The organism is Tetzosporium hominis, from assembly GCF_002265435.1.
GTDB lineage: Bacteria > Bacillota > Bacilli > Bacillales_A > Planococcaceae > Chryseomicrobium > Chryseomicrobium hominis.
The window spans coordinates 1-24,501 of sequence record NZ_NOKQ01000189.1 but is presented as its reverse complement, the minus strand read 5'-3'; the positions used below and the strand labels follow the sequence as shown (position 1 = coordinate 24,501).

Here is a 24,501-nt window from a genome sequence, read left to right as displayed (position 1 = left end):
TATAAGTATACTAGATGGGGGAATGAACATGGCAAAACAATTGATGAAAGAATATGTGGTCGCGCTTAGTGCTTTAGGAATCGGCTGTCTTTTCCTCCTGATTGGAATGAATGGAGGTACGATTGCGAGTATCACCAGTCGGCCAATGAACTCTAGCTCTTGGGAAACTTCTTTTGCGGCTATTAACGCGTGGACGTATATTCCAATCGGATTAGGAATTACGTTTTTACTTGCTGCCTTGTTTGCATTTACGATTAAGTATTATGTTCAGCAGGTGAAGAACGTCTAGTTCAATACACATTATTAAATCATTGTTTACGATTTGATTATCGAAATGATGAGTGAAACAAACTTAAGAAACGAAAGTAGTTGGAAGAGCTATGAAATTAGTACGAAGATTTGCTGTACTGAGCAGCATCTTACTACTATCAAGTATGGTAGTCATGATGATTCAAATGAATTTTGGAGAAGAAGAGTATCCTAGCGGAATGATTGAGAATCAAAGTGGCTTGCTTCCCACAGAATCTTTTGATGAAGGAATTCAAATTGGCATGCCCGCACCTGACTTTGTCCTCGAAACTCTAGATGGTGAATTAGTTCGACTATCTGATTATCGAGGTAAAAAGGTATTTCTCAACTTTTGGGCATCTTGGTGTGGACCTTGCCAAGACGAAGCACCTGAAATGCAAAAGTTTTACGAGACATCTCCCGATGATTCAAACAACGAAATTCTTGCAGTCAATATGACGACCAAGGAATCGTCAAGAGACGACGTTATTGCTTTTTCGCAGAAGCATGGCCTGACTTTCCCAATATTGATTGATCCCAATGGAGAAGTCGAAAAGCTCTATCAAGTTATTGCCTATCCGACTTCTTACATAGTAAATGCTGAAGGCATTATCACTTATGCATTTAAGGGTCCAATTAGCGATTCAAAGGAACTTGAGAACTTGTTGACTGAGTATTGAAATACCAAGTTGCTCAGTATAAAAAGAGCAGCCCTGAACATTATTAGTTCGGGGCTGCTTGTTTTATACAGTGTCCTTTTTCATCACTTCTCGCAACACCCTCGCCACTCCGATTGCCATCAGTCCATTCAAAAGACCAAAGATAGAAGCCACAATGTAATAAATCGCACTTGGATCAAAAGAAACGAAAGACATGATCAGAAATATAAAAGAACCGATAGCTACCAGTGCTCCAAAAATTTCGAGGATAATAGAGAATTTCATAGCAATCATCCTTTCTTGGGTATGTCCCTAGGAATCTAGTTACTTTAGTAGACTATGGCTCGTGTCATTAAGTTTCAGTTATTCGTGCGAGGAATCACAACAAATTTACTAATCATTACGAGAACTAGTGAAATAAAGCATACTTGCACTACCGCCTCGTTAATAGCTAGGGATTGAGCCGATGTGAACATGTTTAAAATATAGGCTCCTAAAAATAGCGCGTAAAAAAATGTTGTCAAAACATAGCCCAGACGAGTTCTGCTATTTGATTCGTACGTGCTTTTGATTTTTTGAGTGATAGTTAAAGTTCTACGCACTTGGATGACAAGGCCCACAAGTAGAATAAGCGCGATGATGCCCACTATTCCATATTCCATTCAAAATTCCCCCCTATCAATTTTCTAGTAATCAATGAATAGCAAGGTAGATCGACAACAGTATAGATGCTACCCATGCAACTGATAACGAAGTAAATAATGCTCCCCATATCATTGTGTCTTTACCTGCAATTAGATTTTTAAGAAGTTGAATAAAAACTTTCGCTAGTAAATATGTGCTCACTAGTGGTAAGAAATAGTAATACAGAATAAGATTTGCCACCTTAACTTCCACCTTTCAAGCTCTGTTCGAGTTCAGAGAACTGCCTCTCATGATGGCGGAAATGCATATCCACAAGTGCATACCATTCCGAAGCATTCAGCCATCCAAATCCATCATGTTTTACGCGATTTGTTGCGGGAATGGATACTACCTTCTTTTCCACTTCATCCATTCGCACAGTTAAGTTAACCAGTTCTGCTTCAAGTTCTGCACGAAGCAAACTATTGTTAGGCGGTTGATTCATATCCGGAGGCAGCGTAATTTTGATTGTCGGAAATTCTCCACGCTCAAACAGCTCGGCACCAAATGCAGTTTTAGAGTCCGCACTATCTCCTGTTGCTTCTTGGCAGGCTTCTGCAGCATCGAGATATTCATGGGCGACGGCCAAACAATGATCCGTCACTTGGCAGATCGACCAAGCTTCTGCAGAAGGTTTGAAATGAATGGCTTCTTCTGTATAGTTACGTAGACGTTGCAACAATTCATATCTAGGGTTCATAGAGTTCATTCCTTAATTCACATCTCCCAGATAGACTGGATGATGAGTGACATTCTGAATTGGTTGAATCAAAGCTTTAGGATATAGTCTATAATCGGCGATATGTTGGATCGGAAGCCATTCCGTTCCTATTTGATCCGTATCCGGCTGGCTTGGCTCTCCATTCACATGTTCTTCACTAATTGTACAAAGAAAATAAAATTCAATCTGATGGATGTCACGATCAAATTCTGCAAATTCATGATGTTGCCCTATGTACTCGCGAATACAGATTAACTCGTGCACATCGACAGCTGCATCAAGTTCTTCTAGACATTCTCTTCGAACGGCTTCTTCAAGAGTCTCAAACTTCTCTTGCCCACCGCCAGGAAAAATGTAATAAGCCCCTTGTGCATCCTCTTTTTTGATTACTAGGATATGGTCATCCCGTTTGATGATGGCTTTTGCAGAATTTCTCATGATAGAGTTTTCTCTCTAACTATTTTAGTATTTAAAAGCTCCGCAACTCCTACAGCAATCAAGCCATTAACAAAAACTAAAAAACTCAATATCATAGCAGTACCCTTGCCATCATCATTTGAGAAGAAGCTCATCACAAAATAGAGGACTGCTGCTCCGCAAATCAAAAAGCCACAGATAGCTAGTATTCCGGATAGTTTCATACTAAGCTCTCACTCCCCGTATTTTCCGAAAAACTTCAATGTCTCATCGATGATTGTCTGTTGGTCATTGTCGAGAGTTGCTACATGATAGCTTTCAGGGAGTTCAATTAAATGTTTGTCTTTCGACGTAATGGTGTCTAAAATCATTTGGCTATTGCTAGGCGGTACGACATGATCTTCTGGTGAAACCAAAACCAATGTCGGACAATGGATACTAGACAATCCTGCCTTCACTTCGCTCATAAATGTTAACAACTGCTTAACAGCAGCCACTGGTGTTTTCGGATACGCGAGTTCTACTACTCCAGGCTTTTTAATGTCTGAGCCAATCGCATCTAAAAAGCGAACCTCTTTAGGAAGTTGAGCCACACCTTCCATCGCAGGCACTTCAATGGCAGCATTGATAACAGAAATTGCTTTCAAGTCAGGATGATGTTGCGCCATATACAGAGTTAATGTTCCACCCATAGACAATCCTGTCATGTAAATCGAGTCGCAACGTTCTACAAGCCAAGCATAAGCTTCTTCAATCGTCTCAATCCAATCTTGATATGTAGAGATTTCCATGTCTTCTGGATCTGTCCCATGTCCTTTTAGACGTGGCATCGAAACTGTGTAACCTGCTTCAGCAAAAGCTTCGGCGAGTGGACGCATACTCTGCGTCGTGCCAGTAAATCCGTGAGAAATCAGCACCCCTCTTTTTCCGCCTTCATATGAATAGGCTTCTGCCCCTTGCAACACTTCATAGTTTGTCATATTTACTCCTCCTTTAAATTGTAAGAATATTCATTGTATCTACTTCCTTCATCATACCTTCCAATCAAAACGGTTACAATATATTCCCAAAAAAGACTAGAGGAACCTGATTCCTTTTGGTACGATTAGGAAACTATCTATACCGACTGATTAAGGAGGGGTTACATTGCACATAAGAAAAGCGAGCGTTCAAGATGCAGAAGCCATTGCAAAAGTTCATGTGGATACTTGGCGTACTACATACGAGGGAATAATACCTACTCCGTTTCTGGATAAGCTGTCCTATCAACAGCGTGCAGAGCTATGGGAAAAGAATCTGAGGAAGCCCGAGGACTATGTACTAGTCGCTGTAAATGAAGATTCGAGAGTTATAGGATTTGCGACTAGTGGAAAAAGACCAACAAATCTAGAGAACAACTCCACTGATTTAACTTCTTTATATCTTCTGCAAGAATATCAGGGACAGGGAATCGGAAAGTTGTTGATGCAAGAACTCTTCCGCTACTACAATGAACAAAATTATGATTCTGTTTATGTAGAAGTACTAAAAGACAATTCGACTAAAACGTTTTATGAAGCCTTTGGAGCGAAACATGTCGAGGATATCGAAATAAAGATTGCTGGCAAGCTCCTGTTGGAAAGTATTTATAAGTGGGATCTGAAAAGTGTGGACAACATCAAATTTAAAGGAGTCTATTAATGTCAAAGTACATAATCAGATTTTTTCTAGTCTTGATCACTAGCCTATTTTTAATGTATATATTTTTAGGAATATTTGATGGCGGTGATTACGTAGAGACTTGGATACTAACTTTTAGCAGCATCATTATTTTACTTTTATCATTCATAATTGCACTTTTGTATTATTTAATTGATTTAATCAAAAAAGCATCGTAGATATTAGGAAATATCCATACTCGAAAAACTTTTAATCAAAAACTCCAAGAACTCTCTCATTTCAGGAATGTTCTTGGAGTTCTTATATTCATTCAGTCTTTTCACGTCTACCATACAAAAATAAGCCTATTATCGTTACAAAAGTTACTATAAAAATAAATGCAAATAGTTTTTGCTCCCCAAATACCGTTTCTAATAGATCACTGAATCTCGGAACTCCCAGTAGCGTAGACAAAGGCATTATGATGAGTCCAGTAAGCAAGCCTAAAATGAAATACCATTTTTTATTCAACTAGTTTCTCCTCCTCTTTTTTCTTCCCATAAGTCTTTGAGTCCCATCCCCATTTAAAAAATGCAGCGAAAGCAAAGGTTAAACCAACTCTGATGATTGCTTCTGTTATTGATACATCCGAATTTTTAACGAGTAAAATGCCAACTGCAACTAAGAATCCGGATATGAAAACCATAAATTTATTTCTCTTCAAACTTGTAAGCAAACAAGCACCTCATTCCCTCTACTTGTAAATCATTTATTTCGCCTGCTGTTCATTCAACCGAATCCCTCTTACAATAAAACTTATAAATAGTAGAATGATTAAAACCGCTCCGACCCACAACCATGGACTCCTCAATACATCTTGCACTTTTAAAGGAACGTCTGTCTCGTACGTAGCCAATTTATAGCTTTCATTCACTTTTACAGCAATCGCCTCTGAAATTGGAGAATCTTTAATTTCATAATATGGAGTCCCTTTTGGATAGATATTCGAAGCATCTCCGTAATAGTCTCCCGTATATTCATCTGCTTCCACTTTGACCTCACCAATCCGATCGCCAATCGTAGTTTCAGCCATAGAAGAATCTACTTGTACGACATATAATTTCTGATCATAAATCACGAATTCATATGCCCAGCTTAAAGCTTTTGCCGTAGGAGCTAATAATAAAAGAAGAATAATAGAGAGACTCCCAATTTTCTTGTGCATCCTCATCCCTCATTTCTTTTGAGTGAAATCGACCATGACCGCAATAATAATAAAGAGTACAACAGCAATTAATAAAAATATCATAGTGATCTCTCCCCAATTTAAATTCCATAAAGACTAAACTGCCGATAACAAATGATTTCAATTTCTATTCTTTACGTAGTACTTCTAGAAAACGTTCCCAATATCCTTTTAAATTGTAGAAAACTGGTATACTTAATGAAAATGGAGGGAGTGGAAGCCATGTACATTTTAGGATTTATTGTTGCTTTAGTGTCTATTGGAGTACTAGTCGATCTTCGTAGAGGAAGCTTCAAATCAAGACAGGCCCATGATACCAACCCTAACCACGTGCAAACCCCTGCTGCTGAACAAAATGCATTGAATAGCACAAGCCCAGAGGTGCCTTACCCGTAATGTCTTTTATCGTTTTGTTTCTATTGTCACTAGTAGTATTAGGTGGTCTATTTGTTTTTATGGTTTGGTTTGCCGTTCAAATTTTACGCTCCCAGAAGACCCCGTATAGTTGGGTGATTCTTGGCGTCCTGACATTCTTTATTTCCTTTATTGCTATTCAATTTATTGGATTTGTTTTTTAGAGTAGTTATTTACATTACTACTATGAAGCTGTTTCAAAATCACTGAAAGGAGTTGTTGAAAATGAAATTTAATAAAGAGGTGCAGGAAAAGTAAGTGCTTGGATCACTTTTCCTCCTCCACTCATGACCAAGCATCAATCATGATTACTTGGAGGAACTTATGTTATCAAAACAAGGATTTAATTTATGGGCAGATGGCTACGACCAGTCTGTGCAGCTTAGTGAAGAACGAAATGAGTATCCGTTCGCAGGGTATAAAGCCATTTTAAATGCCATCTATCAAGAGATTCGAATGAGTCCAGGAAGTTCTGTCTTAGACATTGGAATCGGTACTGGGGTTCTCACAGCGAAACTTGCTGAGCATGGTCACGCCATTACAGGTATCGATTTCTCAGAAAGTATGTTGGTGCATGCAAAAAAACGTATTCCAAATGGACAGTTTCTACAGTGGGATATTCACCAAGGAGTTCCCTTATCTATCCCAAGAGCTCCTTTTGACGCGATTGTAAGTACGTATACATTGCATCACTTAACAGACCTCGCCAAGTTCCAACTACTCAAACAGGTGGCAAATTATTTGAAACCTGATGGTGTTCTATATATTGGAGATACTTCGTTTGCCACTCGACACTCTTTAGAAGAATGCCGTAAGAAGAATCTTCATCATTGGGATGACGACGAATATTATTTTGTGTATGAAGAGATAGAGCGTGCTCTCTCTAATGAGTTTATTATGGAATATACTCAGGCTTCTCATTGCGGAGGCTGGTACAAAATTAAATTAAGATAGCACAAAAACACGGATTCTCGTCATGAGAATCCGTGTTATTTTTATTCATCACTCATTCGCTTCTTGAATAGAAATGTTGATAACATAACCGCTACTACTGCCCATATAGTAAGGACTACTAACGACGTGAGGATATCTGATGTAGCACCAGTTGAACTGTACTGCTCTAATAAAATCAGTTGTGCGCTAGGTAGCCACTCAAAGATTTCAAGGATAGGGTAACGGTCTGCAAACAACAATACAAGGGGACCAAACGAGAACACAATCATGACAGGAAGAATTCCTACAGACGCTTCCATCACTGTTTTTGTATAGAGACCTACAATCAAACCCATAGCCAGATAGAATACTGTAGAAAGGACAAGTGCACTACTCATTGCTAACAGATTAGAAGGCGTAAATTCAAGTATCCACATGCACAGTCCTAAAACGATGACCGTAATCACAAATACGAGAGCACTTTTTCCAATCAAGACATCCGCAATAGAAGCGGGAGACAAAAGGAGGCTCCGTAGTGTGTTGTGTTCTTTCTCTTCTGCAATCAAACAGCTCTGAATGAAAGCCGTGATCATGGCAAATGTCAGGTTAATCGGCATGAATAGACTTTGCAAATCCATGTCGCCCGTCATACTGTAGATAAATGCAAGTGCAAGAGGCATGAGCACCATCGTAGAAATCGCGTAGTTCCGGTAGAACTCTTTATAGTCTTTCACAAAAATTGCTTGAATACGTTTCATGGATACATTCATGATAAGTGCCCTCCAGTTACTCGCATAAATAAGTCGCCTAGCGTTGGTTCATTAGAATGAATACGCCGAATACGCTGTGCTAGTGCCCATCCTTTTAACTTGTCTATAGTCGATAGTTCATTTACCGGCAGTACATGGGTTTCCCCACATGTCAGTTCAATTTCAATGACGTTATCTCGATAAGCGTCCTTCAATTCTTTTGGAGATCCACTCTCTTTTATTTCCCCTTCATGTAAAAATGCGACACGGTCACATAATGCCTCTGCTTCATACATATCATGAGTGGTTAGTAGTATGGTGGTTCCTTGTTCATTCAATTTACGCAATCCCTCATGAATATGATGTGTATTCACCGGATCTAGCGCCGAAGTAGGTTCATCTAAAAAAAGCAATTCTGGTTTGTGCAGGATGGCCCGAGCCAATGTGACACGCTGCATCATCCCTCGAGACAGTTCAGACACCTTCTTCTTTTTACTAGAAGCTAGATTCACAAACTGTAAGGCCTCATCCATCGCTGAGACGGGTAAATCATAGAGCTCACAATACATTTTGAGATTTTCCTCTATAGTAAGGCGCTTATACAGACCGCTGTTGTCCGTCAACACACCAAAGCGCTTACGGTTGTGACTTTTCTTTACCTGATCGCTCGGCTCTCCAAATATCATGACGTTTCCTGATGTGGGTTCAAGCTGACCAGTCAAGATTTTGATGATTGTCGATTTCCCAGCACCACTTGGACCGAGTAGCCCCAAAATCTCTCCTGATTGAATGTCTAAGTCTACGTTTCGGATTGCTTCAAATCGATTAAAACTCTTTCTCACTTTTTCCATTTTAATGGTAGTACCCATCAGAACAGCCTCCCTTTAGTTTTTCTACACTCAGTGTATGAAAACTAGGAGAGGCTTGCAGTTGTTTTCAGATGAACAGTCCACGAATTTCGCCGAGTGGTGGAATTTTCGACACGAATGGAGTCGATTATTTCCCAGGAAATATTATGAGATGCCAAGAAGTTCTTTTAACTGCGTCAGTTTGGCACGAGATATAGGCACCATTGTGGTTTTTTCGACATCCAATTTGATGCTATAACTATTTTTCGTCCAACTGACCAGTTCACGAACTTTTTGCAAGTTCACGATGTACGATCGATGACACCTGTAGAATCCATAAGGCTGTAAGCGAGTCTCTAATTCTGTCAGAGTCATCGGACTTGAATAAGCCATACCCGCAACATTTATGTAAACCGCTCCTTCGATACTTTCAATATAATCCACTTCAGGAGGATTAAAGAGGAGTGTTTTTTCTTGATGCTTTACTTGAATCTTATTGACTTTGAGTTGAGCAGGTTCTTCCTGTTGGGTCACTGCCTCATCTCTGAATTCCATTTTATGGATTCCTCGTTCGTCCATTCTATAAATCATATCCGCTACAGGTAGCAAATCTTCCACACTAGTGCTCAGCAACAAAATAGATTTTCCTTGTCTTACGACCCCTTTTATAATTTGCTCAATTACAAACCGATCTTCTTGTTCAATCCGGTGAAAGGGTTCTTCGATGACGATCCATTCGGATGTGGCGCAGAATGGTTTGATGAGATTCAGGGTGTTCCGCTTCGTCTCCGTCAATTTTTTCACTTTTGTACGTGCTTCAGCTGAAAGATCAAATGTCTTTAATAATTCCGAAATAGACCAATCTGTTTCTGCAAGCTTTGTATAGTATGAAAACGTTTCTTGAACAGTGAGATGAGGGTAATGACCATCTCGCACTTGATGGACGTACGCAGACTTCTCCAGTTGTTTCATTACAGAAGAAGCACGTCTCATATCAATCAATACTCCCGTTACTCCCTCTTGAAAGGAGTAGGAGGGAATCCACTGTTTATCTTTTTCAATTACGGGTGTAATAGTAAGTATCATTTTTTGTCCTCGCTTGTCGAATCAGTCTGTTAGTTCTAGCTTACCATGGAAAAACATACAAAAAAACACAACTATCCGAAGATACTTGTGTTTCATTCTTTTACTTACTTTAACTGTCTATATACATTTGCCATCTCGATAGCCGTGATAGCCGCTTCCGCCCCTTTATTACCCGCTTTTGTACCTGCGCGTTCAATCGCTTGTTCAATCGATTCTGTGGTCAACACTCCGAAAATCGTCGGCACGCCTGACTGCAAGCTCACTGCAGAGACGCCTTTTGCGACTTCTGAACAGACATAATCAAAGTGAGGCGTTGCACCGCGAATCACAGTACCAAGTGTAATGACTGCGTCATAGTTTCCGCTGTCCGCGAGCTTCTTTGCCGCCAGCGGAATTTCAAATGCACCCGGTACCCATAGTACTGTGATGTCTTCTTCTTTGACACCATGACGGCGAAGGAGATCTTCCGCTCCACCTAAAAGCTTACTCGTGATAAACTCGTTGAATCGTGCTACCACGATACCAATTTTCAAATCCGTTCCTACTAAATGACCTTCAAATACTTGTTTCATTACTGTTTCCTCCTATATACTTTCAGTTTTCAAACGATAGTGTAAGAGCTCTTTAATAGAAATCATCACAAGATCATGTTTTTTCGCAATCTGTTCAAGTTCAGGCAGTCGCGCCATCGTTCCGTCGGGATTCATGATTTCGCAGATAATCCCAACTGGTGCTGCACCGCAAAGCCTTGCAAGGTCGACAGCCGCTTCTGTGTGGCCTGGACGCACCTTGACACCACCTGATTTTGCGATGAGTGGGAAGATGTGACCTGGACGTACGAAGTCGTGCGTCGTAGCTGCAGATGCCGTCAATAGTTTTAACGTCTCTGCTCGCTCCTGTGCACTGATTCCTGTCGTTGCTTTTGCGCTGTCGATACTGACAGTAAACGCGGTCCCATAAGGATCTTTGTTGTCTGCAATCATAGGGACAAGCTCAAGACGTACCGCTAGTTCTTCTGCAACCGGTGCACAGACGAGCCCTCTCATACGGATGCACTGATTGAAGAGGTTCAAGTCCATTTCAAGAGCAACCATGTGGAGTCTGAAGTCATCCGTCTCGCTGATTATCAGATTGCTTACGGAATTGCAGGTGATATGGGAGAGGGTGACGAGTGGCCCCAAGTGTTTGACAAGGTGAAAGCAGCAGATATCGTGATTGTCGGGACGCCACTTTGGTTAGGTGAGAAAAGCAGTATTGCCACGCTTGCCATCGAAAGACTTTACGGGAGTAGTGGCAAGACGAACGAAAAAGGACAAGCGATCTTCTATAATAAAGTGGGTGGCGTCGTAATGACCGGAAACGAAGACGGGGCCAAGCATGCGTCTGCTTCCATTCTCTACGGTCTTTCACATATCGGATTTGTCATCCCTCCAAATGTGGATGCGTACTGGGTAGGTGAAGCCGGTCCTGGTCCCTCTTACCGAGACACCGATCGAAGCAATGCATTCACTAAAAAACATGCAGAAATGCTCGCATACAACACGATGCATCTGGCGCATCTTTTGAAGGAACATCCGATTCCTGCTGAAGGGAATCTCCTGAACGATTAAAGAGGAAGGCTTTTAGGGCCCTCCTCTTTTTTATTTCGAATAAGTTTCAAGCGCCATTTTAAGTTGCAGTACAGTGAATCCTTCGATACGTCGCTTTCCTGTATTCTCAAACGCTACTAAATCTTCAACTTGAATATACGTCCTATCAATCTTCCGAAATAGATACCTATTCCCTTCATATTCTCCGCTTTGAAAATTATCCAAAGTGATGAAATCGTAAATCGTCTTATAAGTTTCCTCGTCCATGAGCTCATCTTCAAACACTTGATGTAAATAGGGCATTTTCGTCCTCCTACTGAATCGACTTTCGAATCTCATGTTCATTTCCCCACTGATTTTCACTTCATTACATGAACTCCATCTATATGGATGACTTTTGGAGAACCTACTTTTTGTTTACAGAGACTTCTACATTCTTCATACTACTAGATAGGACGAACATAAGAAATATTTTTCAGAGAACGGAGCGGTAAAGTGACAACTTATTTACGAATACATGCTTCTCAGCTAGACATGGCGGCCGAGTGGTTAGCAAACGTCAATAGCCAAATGACTTTTCACTCGGGCTATTGTGGCACATCAAAAGAAGAAATCTTAGAGAGTCTCCGAGAAGATTTCATAGAAGGCGATTCGACTTCTCTTGTTGCGGAGCTTGAAGGCGAGAGAGTTGTCGGTTTGGTTGGATTTGATTATGAAGATACGATTGCGGAAGTATGGGGACCCTTTCACCTCTCCTCTGACATTCCATCTATTATGAAATTGTGGAACTTTGCACGGAATGAATTCCCACTACTTAATCAATTTTCGTTTTTCTTACATAAGGACAATATTCAGCAACAAAATTTCATGAACATTATGCAAGCAGAGCTTCGCGGAAAGCATTTGTATTATAAAATCCAGCAAGCTGCGAAAACCGAACCACAGAAATTAACACTGGAGCCATTTTCTACTCAAGACCCTCAGAAATTCGTTGAGCTCCACGATACTGAATTTCCTGTTACGTATTATGATGCGAAGACGATTCTGAACCGCTCGCAACAACAAGGTCATACGCTTTATTTTGCTTATTTAGAAAATACGTTTATTGGCTATGCGTACTTTGAGGAAGGAATAGAATCTATCCATCTCGAGTATTTTGCACTCGCCCCTAGTTATCGCGGGCAAGGACTTGGAGAAGAATTACTTCGTCTAGCCCTTGATCAAGTGACCTCTATTGGGAATTTCTCCGAGGTAACATTGACGGTAAATTTATTAAACGATGCAGCCAATCCTTTATACGAAAAAATCGGATTTCAAGTAGAGAACGAGCTTTGGCATTATAGTTTGAGTACCAAATAAATTTTCTATAATTTCCAGTATATTCATGGTAAAGTTAAGAAAAATGATTCTGCTAAGGGGATTCTGTATGAAGAATTTTATACTTGGAATTGTGCTCTTTGGGGCAGGCACTGTTTTGACGAGCGCAACTCTACTTGCCGCTACAATTTATGCAACGAGTGCTGAATCTTGGTCAGGAGATTCTAAAGTTCGCTCTGTCTTATTCTCTGGGAGCTATGTAGATTCAGAACCTATTTTTTTAGGATTTCCTTTTGTAATAGGCATCCTGTTATTTTTGTCGGGAGGTACCATTATTTTTGTCCATTGGTACAAAGAATGGTTGCAAGAAGCCGATGCAAAGGTAGAACAGGTGAAAAAGGAAACACCTCAGAACAGCTAAGTCAAACTGTTCTGAGGTGTTTTATCTCAAAGAATTATAATCATAGGATCTCTATTAAAAATAATCATCTTTGTAATTACAATTCAATTGTCTCAAAATAAGCTTCCCATTCCGCGAATCTCTTGAGCATGGTCTCTTGATCTGGAATCTCGGTCATTAATTCATCCGGACTATAAACAACACCTTGTTTGATGATGAAGACTGTCGACAAAGTGTTTTCAATGTTTTCTAGAGGATTCACATCTAGGATAAGTAAATCCGCCACCGCTCCATTCTCAATTCGACCAAGGTCCGGTCTTCCCAACGAATCAGCCGCGACGGAAGTTGCACTCTTTAAGGCTTCTCCTTCTGTGAACCCAGCTTCGACCAACAATTGCAGTTCTCGATGCAGTGCAAGGCCTGGGTATGTGAAGATTCCAGCAGGTGTATCGGTCCCAGTGACAACGATTCCTCCCATTTGATGATACAGATAGCTGATTCGCTGGATGGTCTTAGTTTGGATACCAAACGACGATTGACCGGCTTTGGCAGCCGCCATTCCTGGCCAATGAGCGAATTGATACCCTCCGGCTTCCAGATGATGAATCACAGGATGTTCCGGCTTCCAATACTCTTCTGCTCGGTTCATTTGATCATAGAGGACGAGTGTCGGACAAAGTTTTACATGATGTGCTAGTAACTTTTCACAGACCTCACGGATTTTTTCGTCATCCGGCTCCTCCCAAGGAATCTGTCTCCACACTTCAGGTGGTGCGTCCATCGTCCATTCTGGATACAGGTCTTGGATAATTCCAGATGCATGTTCTAACCAGTCGACCCCCATCTTCGCTGCGCTGAGAGCCGTTACATCCTTTGAATAGACAAGATCTGTGCTGACTTCTTTCCCATGCTTTTTCGCTTCTGTGACCACTGCTTCAAAATTGTCAGAGCTCAACCATCCGTAAGTCTTGATAAATGCCGCTCCAAGCTCTACCTGTCTTCTGACTTCTGACACAGCCTCTTCAACTGTCGACACATTCACGTTAAATGGCGAAGTCTCTCCCCAAAGTCCTGGGGGCCCATCAATCAAGCGGTCCGTAGAAATCACACGTGGCCCCTTGCCTTTTCCGTCCGCTTCCATCATCTCTCTGAGTTCATGAACACTGCCCGCTGTATTGCGAACTGTAGTGATTCCAGCAGCTGTGAAATAGTTCGCAAAGTGTTCTTTGATGTGAACATGCATATCGATCAGTCCAGGAATCAGCCATTTACCTGTGCAGTCGATTCGCTGGACTTCTTTGTAATCTAAGTTCGTTCCTACTTCAACTATGTATCCGTCTTGAACAAGTACATCTTGTTTCTCAAAAGTACCCGTATGACCAGTAAACACAAACCCGTTTTGCAATAGCATGGTCCATCCCCCTTATCTCTATCTCAACCAATCCACTATCACCGGAAACAGCATTGTCACTAGAACACTCTGAATGGCAGTGACTACTAAATCTGCTTTCCATGAGCGAGTTTCCATTCCCCACCGTTTCAAACGAAGAATTCCAAAGAACAGAAGCCACTATATACATGCAGTTGCCAGTAATGCTCCAAACCCTCCATAAAAATCAAGCAACACAATTGGTCCCTCCTTAGTAATTTAGCATCTGTAAATATGCAAATACCGCTGGCAGAATTAAAGCTAAAGCTAAAGACAGCACAGCTCCTAATCTGGCCTGCTTGGCTTCGCGCTGTTCATCCGCCTTCAAATGTATAAAGAAGGTTAACGCAAAATATAAAGTAAAACAGTACATGATTGCGATGGCGCTGGTCGTTAAAAAGAACATCTCATTTCCCCTTTTCTGATTATAGAGCAGCTTTCCGGTCAAACTGTTTCAAAGCTAGAAGAGTAAGTAAGACTATATAGATCGGGACTGCTGTAACCATTACTGCAGTGAGCCAATCTGTAACTAGCTGCGGGACAAATGTTTCTATCACCAGCAAGATGGCCAGTGACACTAGCAGAGACCCTAATACCTTCGCAACTGAAAGCTGCCACTTCTTCAATGCGAGCAACGTGATGCTACAAACCAGTCCGATCAAAGAGAGTATTACAGAAATCGTCCACAACAACTCTAACTGCGAGGTACTTTCCCTTCCACTGATTTGCAGAAAAAATAATCCCACTGCAAAGAGCACGACTGCCCCGTTTAGTAGTGCTAAATTTCTTCTTTTCAAATACCAAAAGAGAAGCGGACTACCTAGTGCCATAAATATGGTAAATGTGATTAATACATCTTGCATCCTCTATCCTCCCTACTTTCGCTTCAAAAACACAAAAGAAAGTACTACTCCTGCAATCAGAACAATCGCAATAAGTGCTACTAAAACAAATAATAAATTGCTCATTACCCGTCACCTCATCTCTTTTTAATGTTTACGAAAAAAATTCAAAAAAGTTCCATAAGTCAATTAGTATGTTTTTCATTTGAAAATTTTTGTAAGTTCTTTTATACTCATCTTAACTCACAAGAAGGGATGATGGATGGTCGATGATTTCTTAATTCTATTTTATACGTCAAAATGTATACGCATTTTTACGACAAAATAGGATGAGTCTGACCATTTATAACCCTTTACGATCTGTAAAGCTTATTTATGTTACCATACTGTCCTTCTGCCATTTTGGCGGGAGGATTTTTTTGGTCGAAACTGCGTATACATACAACTCACCCGTATTGGAGGTATTATGTATGCCGATTGAACTTACTAAACTAACATTTACTTATGATGTTTTGGATGCGCCTTTATTTGAGGACGTCTCACTTACCCTGAACGATGACTGGCGACTTGGACTCGTCGGACGGAATGGCCGCGGCAAGTCCACCTTACTCAAGTTGTTGATGCAGCAGCTCGAATATGAAGGAGAGATTCGCACCAATTTAGAATTTGTCTACTTCCCTCTCGCTATTCGGAATCCCGACTATTCGGCTTTTCTCGCCATCGATGAAGTGATGCCTGTCGAGCAGTGGCAGCTAGAACGTGAATGTCAATTGCTTGGAATGGATAAAACTATCTTATGGCAACCGTTCGCGTCGCTATCTGGGGGCGAGCAAACACGAGTTATGTTAGCCGCTTTATTCTGTGACGAGAACCGTTTCACTTTGCTTGATGAGCCGACCAACCACTTGGATATAGCTGGTCGAGACAAACTCGCTGGGTATCTTGAGAAAAAGAACGGCTATATCGTCGTTAGTCACGACCGGCAGTTCCTGGACCGTGTGACAGACCACACATTAGTCATTGAACGTAGCCAGGTGCAGCTGTATCAAGGCAATTTTTCTACGTACGAATCGCAAAAGCAACTTCAAGACCAGTTCGAGCTGGATCAAAACCGTGCATTGAAATCGGAAATTGCTCGCATTGAAAAATCAGCACGGGAAAAAGTCGACTGGGGATTGGAACGCGAAAAGCCATCTGGCAATGATCCGTTCGGAAATGCGATTGCTAAGCGGATGATGAAACGCGGAAAAGCGATTGAAAGACGGACGAACGCTAAGATTGAAGAAAAGAAGAGCTTGCTCAAAAATATTGAGAAAATCGATGACTTGACCATCACGCCAGTCACTAGCCACAGAAATCCAGTGATGCGTGTGAAGAACCTGACGCTCTCTTATGGAGATAAAACTTTATTTGATCCAATTTCCTTCGAACTATATCAAGGGGAACAACTTGCCATTGTGGGGCCAAATGGTTCCGGCAAGACGACGCTCATGAACTATCTACAAATCGGCGCAACGGAAATAGTCGTAGAAGGCGAAGTCTTGATGCCACAAGGCGTCTCTATAAGCCATATCTCACAAACTGCAACGCATTCAGGTACTTTACAGCAGTTTGCAGAGGACCACGGTCTGGACTACACCTTATTCCTTAACAACTTGCGAATCCTTGGATTCACACGAGATGTGTTCCATGTTCCGATTGAAGAGATGAGCGAGGGCCAAAAGAAAAAAGTCGAGCTCGCTAAGTCGCTTGGAACTCCAGCGGAACTCTACTTGTGGGATGAACCGCTGAACTATTTGGATGTCTACAATCAGCAACAGATCGAGAAGATGATTCAGACCTTCCAACCAACTGTGCTGTTCATCGAGCATGACCGCACCTTTGTAGAGCGTGTAGGGACTCGTGTGATTGAGTTGAAGCGACTAAATTAAGTTAAAACACAACCCCAGGGCTTGCCTCACGCATCGAGTTCGCTTGATACTGAGACACCCCTGGGGTTTGTTTAGCTTATTAATTCATTTTCTTATAAACTCTCTTATAAAGAAGTATCCACATTCCTAAGAAAATCAATCCCATACCCAAAAGTTTGAGGATGACCGTTGTAGTAACACCACTACTGGCCGTAACGTTAAACAGAAATAGACCAGTCAAAAGTAATGGAATCGCAAAATTACACGTACGATATTCCCTTCCACACCATAAACCTCCCGCAATCCATTTTCTTTATATTTACATATATAACTTCCATTTACTATCCCATCTGAAATAAATTTCAAATTTAGTTGGTAGCATGTGATAGATTTAAACGAACAGCACGAATGTATCAGTGAACGGATTTTTCGCGAAAAAAGCGTCTCAACAACGAGGTGAAACATGGAACAGCACATCATCAATCAATTAAAGAATCAGAAAGAGCAGGGAATCACACTTGTCCTGGATCAATACGGTGGTCTTCTCAAGCACATTGTGACGAAGTACATCGGCGGTCATCCGCAAGAAATTGAAGAATGCGTCGCCGACATCGTCATTGCGGCTTGGTACCATATCGACGAGTTCGACCCAGAACGCAACTCGCTCAAGAACTGGCTAGCGGTCATCGCCAAATTCAAAGCCATCGACCGTTTACGAAAACTGCAGCGAGCCGGTCAACAGGACGAACTGTCCGATCAAGTGCCTGCTAGTGCTTCACAGACTATCAACTGGCAAGAAGTGCTCGAACAGCTTTCTCCACAGGAGCAGCGCATCTTCAAACGCTACTACTTTGAAGGGTCGTCAGCCCGAGAACTCGCAACCGAGTACGAAGCCAAAGAATCTTGGATTCACAACAAGCTCTCACGAAGCCGCAAAAAGTTACGCACATACTTTCAACAGGAAGAGGGATCACAATGAGCCTTTATAGCGACTTTAACGATATCGAAGCAGACATCACTTCACAAAACCAAGAACCACTGACAAAACTTGAAAAGAAACGCATTTCAAAAATAATTCATACCAAGTTATCCCCAGCTAAAAAACGTGGCGGATTCATCGCAGCATCAGTCGCAGCTATCGCCTTGAGCGCCATCGTCATCACTAGCCCGAGCATCGCTAACATGCCACTAGTTGCCGGCCTTCTCGAAGACTGGATTCCTGGCGAGGAGCAAGATTTCACAGCTTACAAAAATCCGATTGGCATCACAGCTACTACTTCTAACGGAGAACTGACGTTGAATGAGGTGGTTGTGGATTATGACAAACTGTTAATAAGTTCAACATTAGTCAAAGCGGATGACTTTGAGTATTCACATAAGTATCAAATGGTACCAGATATTTATATCGATGGACAGAAAGTAGAGGTAGTGCATACAAGTGCACAGTCTATTGAGCAAAACTCCTCGATGTTCACAGTCTATAGCGAGATTACATTACCTGCTCCCCTAGATTCTTCTGAACTAGATCTTGAGGTTGTTTATGAGCGCATGCTAACGGATAGTGAATCCGATCCAATCGATGGTGTGAAACTGTCGGAAGCATGGACATTTGACGTGACAGCGAACCAATTGGCTGTTCAAGAAGAAACCATTGTCAGTACACCCGCTATCACGATTCCAACACAAGATGGAGAAAGTTTTGTCATTGACAAAGTCGTTCGGACACCGATTTCGACAACTCTTTACTTCAGTGGTTCGTCAGAAGGCACCGCATTAGATATTCAGTTAGTGGATGCTGAAGGAAACGTTTATGCTTGGGACATGGCGTCTCACGAAGATGACGGTACCGGAATCTTCTCTTTCTCTGGTGCCTCTTTTGTGGATAAAGAACTAGCCGTGCAAGTTCGCGATTCCCATACTGGGGACAACCTTGGGGATAAAGTTATCCTTCCTGAATAACGCAAAACAGGACACCTCGTTCTAAGATGTCCTGTTTTTACTTCTCTGTAAAAAGCTCAATCACGTAGCGCTCTTCCTCTTTACCACGGCACCCTGTCAACGTGTACACATCAAATTCGCCTTCTCTTTCCTTCACAATCTCTTGGCAAGTAGACGTAATGATTTCCTTGCTACCGTATGCATCTTCCGTTGTATCTAATGTATACTCGATTCCTTCGTCCGTTCGTTTCAATGTTCTGTAAATCGGATCGCCTTCAATAGTGTTTCTGATAATCATCAATTCTTTCGTTTTTCCACCCGCCAGGAAATCCTCGAACTTATCCCGATTCGTGATTTTTTTATAATCTACAACTACACGAACCGGTTGTTCCCCTGTTTCCTTGTCGACTTTAAGTAGCGTGGTATTAGCAGATTTCGCTTCTCCACACCCTGCTAAGAAAACCAATACACCTGCTACTACTAAATAGGTTCGTTTCATCACCATTCTCCTCACTGTAACTTTTTTCCACACTCCCCGTCTACTTTATGAAAAGGGGGTTCTTTATGAAATACATACTTTTCGTGCTCATGTGTATTAGTCTAGTTGGATGCGCCAGTTCGGCTTCTGAAGAGTCGATTCCTCCCATGCCTGAGGACTTTAACTTCAAGTTGAAATACGGTTTTAATAGCAGGCATGAAATCGACACCTTTAACGACCGAGTCGTCAAAGACCTCGTAGAGAATGGGACGATAAAAACTTCCATTTCGTTACAAAAAGATGAAATGGAAGCCATTTATAAAGAAATGATGGTTCTAAATATCATGGAAATTGAACTTCCAAAGGAAACTTCTTGTACTGAAGAACCGGAGATGATTTCTAAGTGGCATATAGAGATGAACGGAGAAACGCATTCCTTTCAGTTCACGAGATCCTGCGAACCAAATCAACTCGAGTTGGACCTTCTAGAGCTCGAACAAACTATACACGAGATGATTAAAGAAAAGCCGGAATACAAAGAGTTACCTGAGGCATCAGGGGGATATGCATAATAAGTTTAATTCAGCGTTGCAATTACTTTTAAAAGGGAGATGTCTATGAGATTCATTCTGCTCTTATTCATGTGTATCAGCCTAACCGGCTGTGATTACTCAGCTTCTGAAGAATCGATTCCTCCCATGCCTGAGTACTTTAACTTCAAGCTGAATTATGGATTTCAAGGTATTCAGGAAATTGATACGTTTTCAGATACCGTTGTGAAAGATTTGGTGTTAGATGGAACTATAGAGACCTCCATTTCTCTCGAACAGGATGAAATGGAGACCATTTACCAACAAATGATGGCTATGGACATCATGGAAGTCGAACTAGAAGTCGATGGCTCTTGCAGATCGGAACCTGAACCGGTCTCTAGATGGAAAATCGTGATGAATGGAGAGACAAAATCGTTTCACTACACGACCCTCTGCCCATCCAATCAACTCGAAAAAAAGTTCTTGCAGCTCGAGAAAACTATTCAAGAGATGGTAGAAGAAAAACCAGAATATAAAGAATTACCACCCATTAAGGGCGGCTACGAGTAATAATTTAGTTCCACGTCTCATCTAAGTGATCCGCATAAAAGGCCAGCGCCTTCTCATAGCTCAGAATTTCTGAATCCGCTGTTGTAGCTACTAATGCCTTCAAAAGAAGCTGCACTGCATCGTGCGCTTCGCCCAGATTGTAGAGTGTTAGTGCATAAAATGTTTTTAGAGCTTGGTGATTCGGAAATCTCTTCATGCCCTCTTCAAAAACTCGCTTCGAATTTTGATAATCCCCTAGCGCTCGGTATGTACTGCCAAGTCCTAGATAGGCACTTTTCAAGTCATCTGGCTCTAGGTTTCCATTGAGGGCTGCTTCGTAATGAGGGACTGCCTTTGTCTCTTCACCAAGAACATCATAACTCCAAGCGCATTGATACTGAATGTTGACGTCTTCTGGAAACTGTTCCACAAGGCTTTTCATAAGTGAGTTCGACTCTTCTAGCTTCTTGTCACTTCGCAGCTGGAGGGCTTTTTCGAGTAGTTCGTTTTTCGTCATGGTGAGTTGGTCCTTTCTATCAAACAGATATGTATTCCCGTTAGATTGCGTTATTTTTTCTTGCCTTACGTGGCCAAATAAAATACGAAATCGTAATGAGCAGATCAACGCCAAGAACAAGTGTCCAGATTCTAAGTACATTCCCCAACGCTTCTGTTCGCGAGGTGTCATCAATGAACAAGATAGTTCCAAACAACAATCCTGCTCCTATTAAATAGGCCAGTGCATGGCGTCCCCAGCCCTTCAAATAATTTTTCGAATGGCTGAGACCTGTGTACTTTGCTGGACGATCTCCTTCTTTTAAAACGTAAAACTGAAATGCTTTGTCTGCCCACTCAATCATACTTTTCCCAAACGCTAAGGAAATGCCGATGTAGACAGCTGCGAGCGCATGCGGTATCGTTGCTGTCGCTCCTCGGTACAAATCGGTCGCAGTCACGATCAATAAAATCAAATCTACTACAGGCGTCATTGCGAGTAGTATCAAGCCCAGTCGTTTTTTCTTCAACATATATCGCGTGACCAGTCCCAGCCCAATTAGGACCCAGAATCCAATCTCACACAAGATGATTGTCCAAGCAATCCAGTTCATGTTGTTTCCTCCCGAAAATCAAATTTCCAATTCCTTTCATTATACAGAAAAATCACTTCATAAGTTTCGCAAGAACGGGAGTTTTGTGAATGGCAACTTTCCTTGGATACATAGAATCTCTGTAGGGTATACATTGACTGACTACATAAAAGGAGGAATTGGATGGATCCTTTACTATTTGGATTGTTCACTCTAGCCTATATCGGCATTTTCATATGGGGAGTAAGAAAACTAGGAAAGACCGCTTCTACCGTTATACTCTTGACAGTGCTTGGGCTGATTTATGATAATTTGATTTTGGCAATCGGCCATTTGATTGGTGAAGGTACACTTCTTGAAACACTAAACTATGCTCGTTACTGGATTCATGCTCTTGTGACGCCGACTTTGATTCTGTTTTCATTGTTCGTCTTGCGAGACGCCTCGATTCAATTCGCTTCTAAGACATGGATCACGGTCGTATTTGTGGTTGGTTGGATCATGGCTACTATAGTGGAATACTTTGTGGAATTGCGAGGCCTCGAGCTATCTGTTCAAGAATCGTATGGAGTATTAAGCTATGCTGCTTTTGAAGCGTCTTCAGGACCGCCTCCTATGATCTTGATTGTTCTTATATTCTTACTGGTTGCCTCGATTGTTCTCGCTTGGAAGAGAAAGTGGTGGTGGATGCTCCTCGGTACCATCGTCATGACCATTGGAAGCGCAGTTCCTTTCAATATTGGTAGTGATGCGGCGACAAATGCATTTGAGTTGTTCTTGATCATCACGTTGATGCTTACAGCGATTCATTTTTCGAAACGAGCTTCTACTTAACAAAACAACTCCGTTCACCGGTCATGAAGACCTTGGGGACGGAGTTTTAATCTAGTGATATATTGAAGAGTTCAAACAACAAGGCATTTTCTAACCTTTCGTTGTCGTTTCTAATTCGTTAAGACGCTTTTCAACAGTAGCCAGTTTTGCATTAGCTTGCGTGGCGAGAGTGAATCCGATAATCCCAAATATAAAACCTGTAGTCGCAAATGTAAAAGCCATCATTGCGAATACATCCATTTTGTCGCCCTCCCTTATTTGTAGATTCTACCTTTTATACGGAAGAGGACTATGAAAAGTTCCGACTCTTTATAATCACTAAACTAAACAGCAGGCTTTCATTGAATTAATCCGCCCAATAAAAAATAGCATCCGCCACAGTATAATCCCGTGATTCGCGATAAATAGTTGGAATCTTTGTTTTAAAAGATAAAAGTCGATTCATCTCTTCAGGTTCTAATACTTCAAAATCAAATTCCTCTAAAATTTGTTTCAACGCTTCTCCAAACGTTTGGTATCTCTCGCTCACCCCGATTAGGCTTGGGTCACCGAGCAAAGAACCATAGGCTCCTCCTCTATATTCATTCGTCTCGATATGAATAGTCTTATATCGCTCGTCATCCCCCATGATGGCCACAGATGCTAAACGACTAATATCTACTATGAGACCATTCATTCTGATTTCTCGATGACCATGTTTCTCCTCAAGCACTACCAAATCCTCTTTTTGATAACAAAAGAATTCCACAAACGAGGCGTATCCACTGCCAAAGTGATTCCACTCAGCCTCACACACCACATTCGGAATGCGGTTAATCCGATGAAATAAACGCCGAAGATGCGCTTCAATTTCTTGCTCGTTGTTTGTATCATAGGGAAACTTATTCCCAATGATTCTCCCATCAATCATTGCCTGTAATTGTTCATCCGAAAACATATGTAATCACCTTTTTCTTCTTGTATTCATAGTTGCAATTTATTTTTTACAATTTGCACCAAAGATTTTGTGGCGAAATAACACAACGGAATTCCTAAAAGCAGCACAAGAAAACTTATAAAGTAACTATTGAAAAAGAATCTATCCGAAACATACGCTGCAAACTTAAAATACGGAATAAATAAAACCAAGACAACCAGCCCAAATCCAGCTTGTCGTAACATCAGTCTATTTTCATTAAACGGTTTTTCGCGTCTATAGTTCTTCTCCATGATTAATTCCCCTGACTTCTTAACATAAATTGTAAACTATTAAAAAGAATGGTTCATCACCATAAGTCGTGGTTGACATTAAGTTGATTTGAGAATGTAAATAAATAGAAAAAAAGCGAAAACACCTGTATCGTAATTGTTGTCTAGACAAACCACGATAGGAGTTTTCGCCTTGTCCCAACAGTTTATCAAATTAGTCCTTCCACTTCCATCATTTTTTAAAATTCATCCGTCATCCGACACCGAACCAAACGTGTTTCGAATTTCTGCGCTGAACCGTCAAGTCCCATGTGTTGTCTGTTCAAATCAGACAGTCCGCCACTCAAAGGAACGTCGCCGTTTTAGACATTCCTACGCCTGGGGCGTAGGGACGATCTGGATCGAGATAGATGTCCCACGCCAGGTATGTAAAGAATGTGGTATCACGTTTGTTCATGACTTTGGTTTAGGCATTGTTCGTTCTTCAACCAGACATTATAGAGTGGAGATAGCAAAACGTTGTCATGGCAGGACAATCTCTGATGTCTCACGTGAATATGGTGTTCCGTACACGACCGTTGAAAGGTGGTTCTATCAATACGCTTCGAGCCAGTTGGAGACTAAAACGGCAAAGCATGTCTTGGTCGATGAGTTCGCTACGCGCAAAGGTCATCATTACGCGACAGTGGTCATTGATGCGAAATCTGGGTGCGTCCTTTCTAT

At 41.4% G+C, this 24,501-nt stretch carries 38 protein-coding genes; 15 read left to right on the top strand and 23 right to left on the bottom strand.

Annotated elements, in window-relative coordinates; translation table 11 throughout:
- Positions 1-28: 28 nt before the first annotated feature.
- Together CF394_RS05100 and CF394_RS05095 are read left to right on the top strand one after the other, a co-directional pair.
- Positions 29-289: a hypothetical protein gene (locus CF394_RS05100; protein WP_094942160.1), complete on the top strand. Its 261-nt coding sequence runs from the start codon at positions 29-31 to the stop codon at positions 287-289.
- Positions 290-380: 91 nt separating this feature from the next.
- The gene (locus CF394_RS05095) at positions 381-968 is read left to right on the top strand and encodes a peroxiredoxin family protein (protein ID WP_094942159.1); all 588 of its coding nucleotides are present in this window, start codon (positions 381-383) and stop codon (positions 966-968) included.
- Positions 969-1,031: 63 nt separating this feature from the next.
- Here CF394_RS05095 and CF394_RS05090 read toward each other — a convergent pair whose 3' ends face one another.
- The 5 genes from CF394_RS05090 to CF394_RS05060 form a co-directional block, all read right to left on the bottom strand.
- Positions 1,032-1,232, bottom strand: coding sequence for a hypothetical protein (locus CF394_RS05090; RefSeq protein ID WP_094942158.1), 201 nt, complete (start codon positions 1,230-1,232; stop codon positions 1,032-1,034).
- Between the two features lie 601 nt (positions 1,233-1,833).
- Entirely contained in the window at positions 1,834-2,331 is a 498-nt protein-coding gene (locus CF394_RS05075) for a DinB family protein (RefSeq protein WP_165767463.1), read from the bottom strand.
- A gap of 12 nt (positions 2,332-2,343) precedes the next feature.
- Entirely contained in the window at positions 2,344-2,790 is a 447-nt protein-coding gene (locus tag CF394_RS05070) for an NUDIX domain-containing protein (protein ID WP_165767462.1), read from the bottom strand.
- Complete coding sequence (locus tag CF394_RS05065) at positions 2,787-2,993, bottom strand: hypothetical protein (RefSeq protein WP_094942153.1); 207 nt, start codon at positions 2,991-2,993, stop codon at positions 2,787-2,789. The genes CF394_RS05070 and CF394_RS05065 overlap by 4 nt, the downstream gene beginning before the upstream one ends.
- A 9-nt stretch (positions 2,994-3,002) precedes the next feature.
- A complete protein-coding gene (locus CF394_RS05060) occupies positions 3,003-3,749 on the bottom strand; it encodes an alpha/beta hydrolase (protein ID WP_094942152.1) in 747 nt (248 codons plus the stop codon).
- Positions 3,750-3,915: 166 nt separating this feature from the next.
- Here CF394_RS05060 and CF394_RS05055 point away from each other — a divergent pair, with 166 nt between their 5' ends.
- Entirely contained in the window at positions 3,916-4,449 is a 534-nt protein-coding gene (locus CF394_RS05055) for a GNAT family N-acetyltransferase (RefSeq protein ID WP_094942151.1), read from the top strand.
- Positions 4,450-4,734: 285 nt separating this feature from the next.
- On the opposite strand, the gene CF394_RS05045 is transcribed toward CF394_RS05055, so the two are convergent.
- From CF394_RS05045 to CF394_RS05035, 3 genes are read right to left on the bottom strand one after another with little or no spacing between them, the layout of a single operon-like run.
- The gene (locus CF394_RS05045; RefSeq protein ID WP_094942149.1) at positions 4,735-4,938 is read right to left on the bottom strand and encodes a hypothetical protein; all 204 of its coding nucleotides are present in this window, start codon (positions 4,936-4,938) and stop codon (positions 4,735-4,737) included.
- The gene (locus CF394_RS05040; RefSeq protein ID WP_133079805.1) at positions 4,931-5,143 is read right to left on the bottom strand and encodes a hypothetical protein; all 213 of its coding nucleotides are present in this window, start codon (positions 5,141-5,143) and stop codon (positions 4,931-4,933) included. The genes CF394_RS05045 and CF394_RS05040 overlap by 8 nt, the downstream gene beginning before the upstream one ends.
- 33 nt (positions 5,144-5,176) lie before the next feature.
- Complete coding sequence (locus tag CF394_RS05035) at positions 5,177-5,632, bottom strand: hypothetical protein (RefSeq protein WP_094942147.1); 456 nt, start codon at positions 5,630-5,632, stop codon at positions 5,177-5,179.
- Between the two features lie 234 nt (positions 5,633-5,866).
- On the opposite strand from CF394_RS05035, the gene CF394_RS15615 reads away from it, so the two are divergent.
- A complete protein-coding gene (locus tag CF394_RS15615; protein ID WP_133079804.1) occupies positions 5,867-6,049 on the top strand; it encodes a hypothetical protein in 183 nt (60 codons plus the stop codon).
- A gap of 342 nt (positions 6,050-6,391) precedes the next feature.
- The gene (locus CF394_RS05025) at positions 6,392-7,021 is read left to right on the top strand and encodes a class I SAM-dependent methyltransferase (protein WP_094942145.1); all 630 of its coding nucleotides are present in this window, start codon (positions 6,392-6,394) and stop codon (positions 7,019-7,021) included.
- Between the two features lie 41 nt (positions 7,022-7,062).
- Here the strand turns inward: CF394_RS05025 and CF394_RS05020 are convergent, their stop codons facing one another.
- The 5 genes from CF394_RS05020 to CF394_RS05000 all read right to left on the bottom strand — a co-directional run bounded on the left by CF394_RS05020 (position 7,063) and on the right by CF394_RS05000 (position 10,762).
- A complete protein-coding gene (locus CF394_RS05020) occupies positions 7,063-7,770 on the bottom strand; it encodes an ABC transporter permease (protein ID WP_094942144.1) in 708 nt (235 codons plus the stop codon).
- Complete coding sequence (locus CF394_RS05015; protein ID WP_094942143.1) at positions 7,767-8,618, bottom strand: ABC transporter ATP-binding protein; 852 nt, start codon at positions 8,616-8,618, stop codon at positions 7,767-7,769. Before CF394_RS05015 ends, CF394_RS05020 begins: the two co-directional genes overlap by 4 nt.
- A gap of 144 nt (positions 8,619-8,762) precedes the next feature.
- A complete protein-coding gene (locus CF394_RS05010; RefSeq protein WP_094942142.1) occupies positions 8,763-9,683 on the bottom strand; it encodes a LytTR family DNA-binding domain-containing protein in 921 nt (306 codons plus the stop codon).
- A gap of 104 nt (positions 9,684-9,787) precedes the next feature.
- Positions 9,788-10,255: a 6,7-dimethyl-8-ribityllumazine synthase gene (gene ribH / locus CF394_RS05005; protein WP_094942141.1), complete on the bottom strand. Its 468-nt coding sequence runs from the start codon at positions 10,253-10,255 to the stop codon at positions 9,788-9,790.
- Positions 10,256-10,267: 12 nt separating this feature from the next.
- Positions 10,268-10,762, bottom strand: coding sequence for a 3,4-dihydroxy-2-butanone-4-phosphate synthase (locus CF394_RS05000; RefSeq protein WP_341476727.1), 495 nt, complete (start codon positions 10,760-10,762; stop codon positions 10,268-10,270).
- On the opposite strand from CF394_RS05000, the gene CF394_RS04995 reads away from it, so the two are divergent.
- Entirely contained in the window at positions 10,739-11,293 is a 555-nt protein-coding gene (locus CF394_RS04995; RefSeq protein ID WP_094942139.1) for a flavodoxin family protein, read from the top strand. The two genes, CF394_RS05000 and CF394_RS04995, sit on opposite strands and share 24 nt — an antisense overlap.
- A gap of 30 nt (positions 11,294-11,323) precedes the next feature.
- Here the strand turns inward: CF394_RS04995 and CF394_RS04990 are convergent, their stop codons facing one another.
- On the bottom strand, positions 11,324-11,575 hold the full coding sequence (locus CF394_RS04990) for a hypothetical protein (protein ID WP_094942138.1): 252 nt from the start codon (positions 11,573-11,575) through the stop codon (positions 11,324-11,326).
- A 192-nt stretch (positions 11,576-11,767) separates the two neighbouring features.
- Here CF394_RS04990 and CF394_RS04985 point away from each other — a divergent pair, with 192 nt between their 5' ends.
- Both CF394_RS04985 and CF394_RS04980 read left to right on the top strand, forming a co-directional pair.
- Complete coding sequence (locus CF394_RS04985; protein ID WP_094942137.1) at positions 11,768-12,631, top strand: GNAT family N-acetyltransferase; 864 nt, start codon at positions 11,768-11,770, stop codon at positions 12,629-12,631.
- 67 nt (positions 12,632-12,698) lie between these two features.
- On the top strand, positions 12,699-13,010 hold the full coding sequence (locus tag CF394_RS04980; RefSeq protein WP_094942136.1) for a hypothetical protein: 312 nt from the start codon (positions 12,699-12,701) through the stop codon (positions 13,008-13,010).
- 76 nt (positions 13,011-13,086) lie between these two features.
- Here the strand turns inward: CF394_RS04980 and CF394_RS04975 are convergent, their stop codons facing one another.
- From CF394_RS04975 to CF394_RS04965, 3 genes are all read right to left on the bottom strand, one after another.
- Positions 13,087-14,400, bottom strand: a complete 1,314-nt coding sequence (locus tag CF394_RS04975; protein WP_094942135.1) for an amidohydrolase family protein — start codon at positions 14,398-14,400, stop codon at positions 13,087-13,089.
- Positions 14,401-14,629: 229 nt separating this feature from the next.
- Positions 14,630-14,824, bottom strand: a complete 195-nt coding sequence (locus CF394_RS04970; protein ID WP_094942134.1) for a hypothetical protein — start codon at positions 14,822-14,824, stop codon at positions 14,630-14,632.
- Positions 14,825-14,843: 19 nt separating this feature from the next.
- Entirely contained in the window at positions 14,844-15,281 is a 438-nt protein-coding gene (locus CF394_RS04965) for a hypothetical protein (protein WP_094942133.1), read from the bottom strand.
- Positions 15,282-15,730: 449 nt separating this feature from the next.
- Between CF394_RS04965 and abc-f the strand changes: the two genes are divergently transcribed.
- From abc-f to CF394_RS04950, 3 genes are all read left to right on the top strand, one after another.
- Positions 15,731-17,191, top strand: coding sequence for a ribosomal protection-like ABC-F family protein (gene abc-f / locus CF394_RS04960; protein ID WP_094942132.1), 1,461 nt, complete (start codon positions 15,731-15,733; stop codon positions 17,189-17,191).
- Between the two features lie 442 nt (positions 17,192-17,633).
- Complete coding sequence (locus CF394_RS04955; RefSeq protein ID WP_094942131.1) at positions 17,634-18,149, top strand: sigma-70 family RNA polymerase sigma factor; 516 nt, start codon at positions 17,634-17,636, stop codon at positions 18,147-18,149.
- Entirely contained in the window at positions 18,146-19,129 is a 984-nt protein-coding gene (locus CF394_RS04950) for a DUF4179 domain-containing protein (protein ID WP_094942130.1), read from the top strand. Before CF394_RS04955 ends, CF394_RS04950 begins: the two co-directional genes overlap by 4 nt.
- A 37-nt stretch (positions 19,130-19,166) precedes the next feature.
- Here the strand turns inward: CF394_RS04950 and CF394_RS04945 are convergent, their stop codons facing one another.
- A complete protein-coding gene (locus tag CF394_RS04945; protein WP_165767461.1) occupies positions 19,167-19,607 on the bottom strand; it encodes a DUF4362 domain-containing protein in 441 nt (146 codons plus the stop codon).
- 65 nt (positions 19,608-19,672) lie between these two features.
- Here CF394_RS04945 and CF394_RS04940 point away from each other — a divergent pair, with 65 nt between their 5' ends.
- Both CF394_RS04940 and CF394_RS04935 read left to right on the top strand, forming a co-directional pair.
- The gene (locus CF394_RS04940; protein WP_094942128.1) at positions 19,673-20,158 is read left to right on the top strand and encodes a hypothetical protein; all 486 of its coding nucleotides are present in this window, start codon (positions 19,673-19,675) and stop codon (positions 20,156-20,158) included.
- A gap of 45 nt (positions 20,159-20,203) precedes the next feature.
- Positions 20,204-20,689 carry a hypothetical protein gene (locus CF394_RS04935; protein WP_094942127.1) on the top strand — a complete coding sequence of 162 codons (486 nt, stop codon included), beginning with the start codon at positions 20,204-20,206 and terminating at the stop codon, positions 20,687-20,689.
- A gap of 4 nt (positions 20,690-20,693) precedes the next feature.
- Here the strand turns inward: CF394_RS04935 and CF394_RS04930 are convergent, their stop codons facing one another.
- Positions 20,694-21,185 carry a tetratricopeptide repeat protein gene (locus CF394_RS04930; protein WP_094942126.1) on the bottom strand — a complete coding sequence of 164 codons (492 nt, stop codon included), beginning with the start codon at positions 21,183-21,185 and terminating at the stop codon, positions 20,694-20,696.
- 40 nt (positions 21,186-21,225) lie between these two features.
- Positions 21,226-21,777, bottom strand: a complete 552-nt coding sequence (locus tag CF394_RS04925; RefSeq protein WP_094942125.1) for a hypothetical protein — start codon at positions 21,775-21,777, stop codon at positions 21,226-21,228.
- Between the two features lie 162 nt (positions 21,778-21,939).
- Here CF394_RS04925 and CF394_RS04920 point away from each other — a divergent pair, with 162 nt between their 5' ends.
- A complete protein-coding gene (locus CF394_RS04920; protein ID WP_094942124.1) occupies positions 21,940-22,590 on the top strand; it encodes a phospholipid phosphatase in 651 nt (216 codons plus the stop codon).
- A 90-nt stretch (positions 22,591-22,680) separates the two neighbouring features.
- On the opposite strand, the gene CF394_RS15730 is transcribed toward CF394_RS04920, so the two are convergent.
- From CF394_RS15730 to CF394_RS04910, 3 genes are all read right to left on the bottom strand, one after another.
- The gene (locus CF394_RS15730; protein ID WP_165767460.1) at positions 22,681-22,830 is read right to left on the bottom strand and encodes a hypothetical protein; all 150 of its coding nucleotides are present in this window, start codon (positions 22,828-22,830) and stop codon (positions 22,681-22,683) included.
- A gap of 106 nt (positions 22,831-22,936) precedes the next feature.
- Positions 22,937-23,527: a hypothetical protein gene (locus tag CF394_RS04915; protein WP_094942123.1), complete on the bottom strand. Its 591-nt coding sequence runs from the start codon at positions 23,525-23,527 to the stop codon at positions 22,937-22,939.
- Between the two features lie 26 nt (positions 23,528-23,553).
- Positions 23,554-23,799: a hypothetical protein gene (locus tag CF394_RS04910; RefSeq protein WP_094942122.1), complete on the bottom strand. Its 246-nt coding sequence runs from the start codon at positions 23,797-23,799 to the stop codon at positions 23,554-23,556.
- A 172-nt stretch (positions 23,800-23,971) separates the two neighbouring features.
- Here CF394_RS04910 and CF394_RS04905 point away from each other — a divergent pair.
- A partial coding sequence (locus CF394_RS04905; RefSeq protein WP_165767459.1) for a helix-turn-helix domain-containing protein occupies positions 23,972-24,501 on the top strand: 530 nt, incomplete at its 3' end.

What these genes read in the sequence shown, in the direction of transcription:
- CF394_RS05100 (WP_094942160.1), top strand. Translation starts at nt 29, where the DNA reads ATGGCAAAACAATTGATGAAAGAATATGTGGTCGCGCTTAGTGCTTTA.
- CF394_RS05095 (WP_094942159.1), top strand. Translation starts at nt 381, where the DNA reads ATGAAATTAGTACGAAGATTTGCTGTACTGAGCAGCATCTTACTACTA.
- CF394_RS05090 (WP_094942158.1), bottom strand. Translation starts at nt 1,232, where the DNA reads ATGAAATTCTCTATTATCCTCGAAATTTTTGGAGCACTGGTAGCTATC.
- CF394_RS05075 (WP_165767463.1), bottom strand. Translation starts at nt 2,331, where the DNA reads ATGAACCCTAGATATGAATTGTTGCAACGTCTACGTAACTATACAGAA.
- CF394_RS05070 (WP_165767462.1), bottom strand. Translation starts at nt 2,790, where the DNA reads ATGAGAAATTCTGCAAAAGCCATCATCAAACGGGATGACCATATCCTA.
- CF394_RS05065 (WP_094942153.1), bottom strand. Translation starts at nt 2,993, where the DNA reads ATGAAACTATCCGGAATACTAGCTATCTGTGGCTTTTTGATTTGCGGA.
- CF394_RS05060 (WP_094942152.1), bottom strand. Translation starts at nt 3,749, where the DNA reads ATGACAAACTATGAAGTGTTGCAAGGGGCAGAAGCCTATTCATATGAA.
- CF394_RS05035 (WP_094942147.1), bottom strand. Translation starts at nt 5,632, where the DNA reads ATGCACAAGAAAATTGGGAGTCTCTCTATTATTCTTCTTTTATTATTA.
- CF394_RS05025 (WP_094942145.1), top strand. Translation starts at nt 6,392, where the DNA reads ATGTTATCAAAACAAGGATTTAATTTATGGGCAGATGGCTACGACCAG.
- CF394_RS05020 (WP_094942144.1), bottom strand. Translation starts at nt 7,770, where the DNA reads ATGAATGTATCCATGAAACGTATTCAAGCAATTTTTGTGAAAGACTAT.
- CF394_RS05015 (WP_094942143.1), bottom strand. Translation starts at nt 8,618, where the DNA reads ATGGGTACTACCATTAAAATGGAAAAAGTGAGAAAGAGTTTTAATCGA.
- CF394_RS05010 (WP_094942142.1), bottom strand. Translation starts at nt 9,683, where the DNA reads ATGATACTTACTATTACACCCGTAATTGAAAAAGATAAACAGTGGATT.
- ribH (WP_094942141.1), bottom strand. Translation starts at nt 10,255, where the DNA reads ATGAAACAAGTATTTGAAGGTCATTTAGTAGGAACGGATTTGAAAATT.
- CF394_RS05000 (WP_341476727.1), bottom strand. Translation starts at nt 10,762, where the DNA reads ATGGACTTGAACCTCTTCAATCAGTGCATCCGTATGAGAGGGCTCGTC.
- CF394_RS04990 (WP_094942138.1), bottom strand. Translation starts at nt 11,575, where the DNA reads ATGCCCTATTTACATCAAGTGTTTGAAGATGAGCTCATGGACGAGGAA.
- CF394_RS04980 (WP_094942136.1), top strand. Translation starts at nt 12,699, where the DNA reads ATGAAGAATTTTATACTTGGAATTGTGCTCTTTGGGGCAGGCACTGTT.
- CF394_RS04975 (WP_094942135.1), bottom strand. Translation starts at nt 14,400, where the DNA reads ATGCTATTGCAAAACGGGTTTGTGTTTACTGGTCATACGGGTACTTTT.
- CF394_RS04970 (WP_094942134.1), bottom strand. Translation starts at nt 14,824, where the DNA reads ATGTTCTTTTTAACGACCAGCGCCATCGCAATCATGTACTGTTTTACT.
- CF394_RS04965 (WP_094942133.1), bottom strand. Translation starts at nt 15,281, where the DNA reads ATGCAAGATGTATTAATCACATTTACCATATTTATGGCACTAGGTAGT.
- abc-f (WP_094942132.1), top strand. Translation starts at nt 15,731, where the DNA reads ATGCCGATTGAACTTACTAAACTAACATTTACTTATGATGTTTTGGAT.
- CF394_RS04955 (WP_094942131.1), top strand. Translation starts at nt 17,634, where the DNA reads ATGGAACAGCACATCATCAATCAATTAAAGAATCAGAAAGAGCAGGGA.
- CF394_RS04950 (WP_094942130.1), top strand. Translation starts at nt 18,146, where the DNA reads ATGAGCCTTTATAGCGACTTTAACGATATCGAAGCAGACATCACTTCA.
- CF394_RS04945 (WP_165767461.1), bottom strand. Translation starts at nt 19,607, where the DNA reads ATGAAACGAACCTATTTAGTAGTAGCAGGTGTATTGGTTTTCTTAGCA.
- CF394_RS04940 (WP_094942128.1), top strand. Translation starts at nt 19,673, where the DNA reads ATGAAATACATACTTTTCGTGCTCATGTGTATTAGTCTAGTTGGATGC.
- CF394_RS04935 (WP_094942127.1), top strand. Translation starts at nt 20,204, where the DNA reads ATGAGATTCATTCTGCTCTTATTCATGTGTATCAGCCTAACCGGCTGT.
- CF394_RS04930 (WP_094942126.1), bottom strand. Translation starts at nt 21,185, where the DNA reads ATGACGAAAAACGAACTACTCGAAAAAGCCCTCCAGCTGCGAAGTGAC.
- CF394_RS04925 (WP_094942125.1), bottom strand. Translation starts at nt 21,777, where the DNA reads ATGAACTGGATTGCTTGGACAATCATCTTGTGTGAGATTGGATTCTGG.
- CF394_RS04920 (WP_094942124.1), top strand. Translation starts at nt 21,940, where the DNA reads ATGGATCCTTTACTATTTGGATTGTTCACTCTAGCCTATATCGGCATT.
- CF394_RS15730 (WP_165767460.1), bottom strand. Translation starts at nt 22,830, where the DNA reads ATGGATGTATTCGCAATGATGGCTTTTACATTTGCGACTACAGGTTTT.
- CF394_RS04915 (WP_094942123.1), bottom strand. Translation starts at nt 23,527, where the DNA reads ATGTTTTCGGATGAACAATTACAGGCAATGATTGATGGGAGAATCATT.
- CF394_RS04910 (WP_094942122.1), bottom strand. Translation starts at nt 23,799, where the DNA reads ATGGAGAAGAACTATAGACGCGAAAAACCGTTTAATGAAAATAGACTG.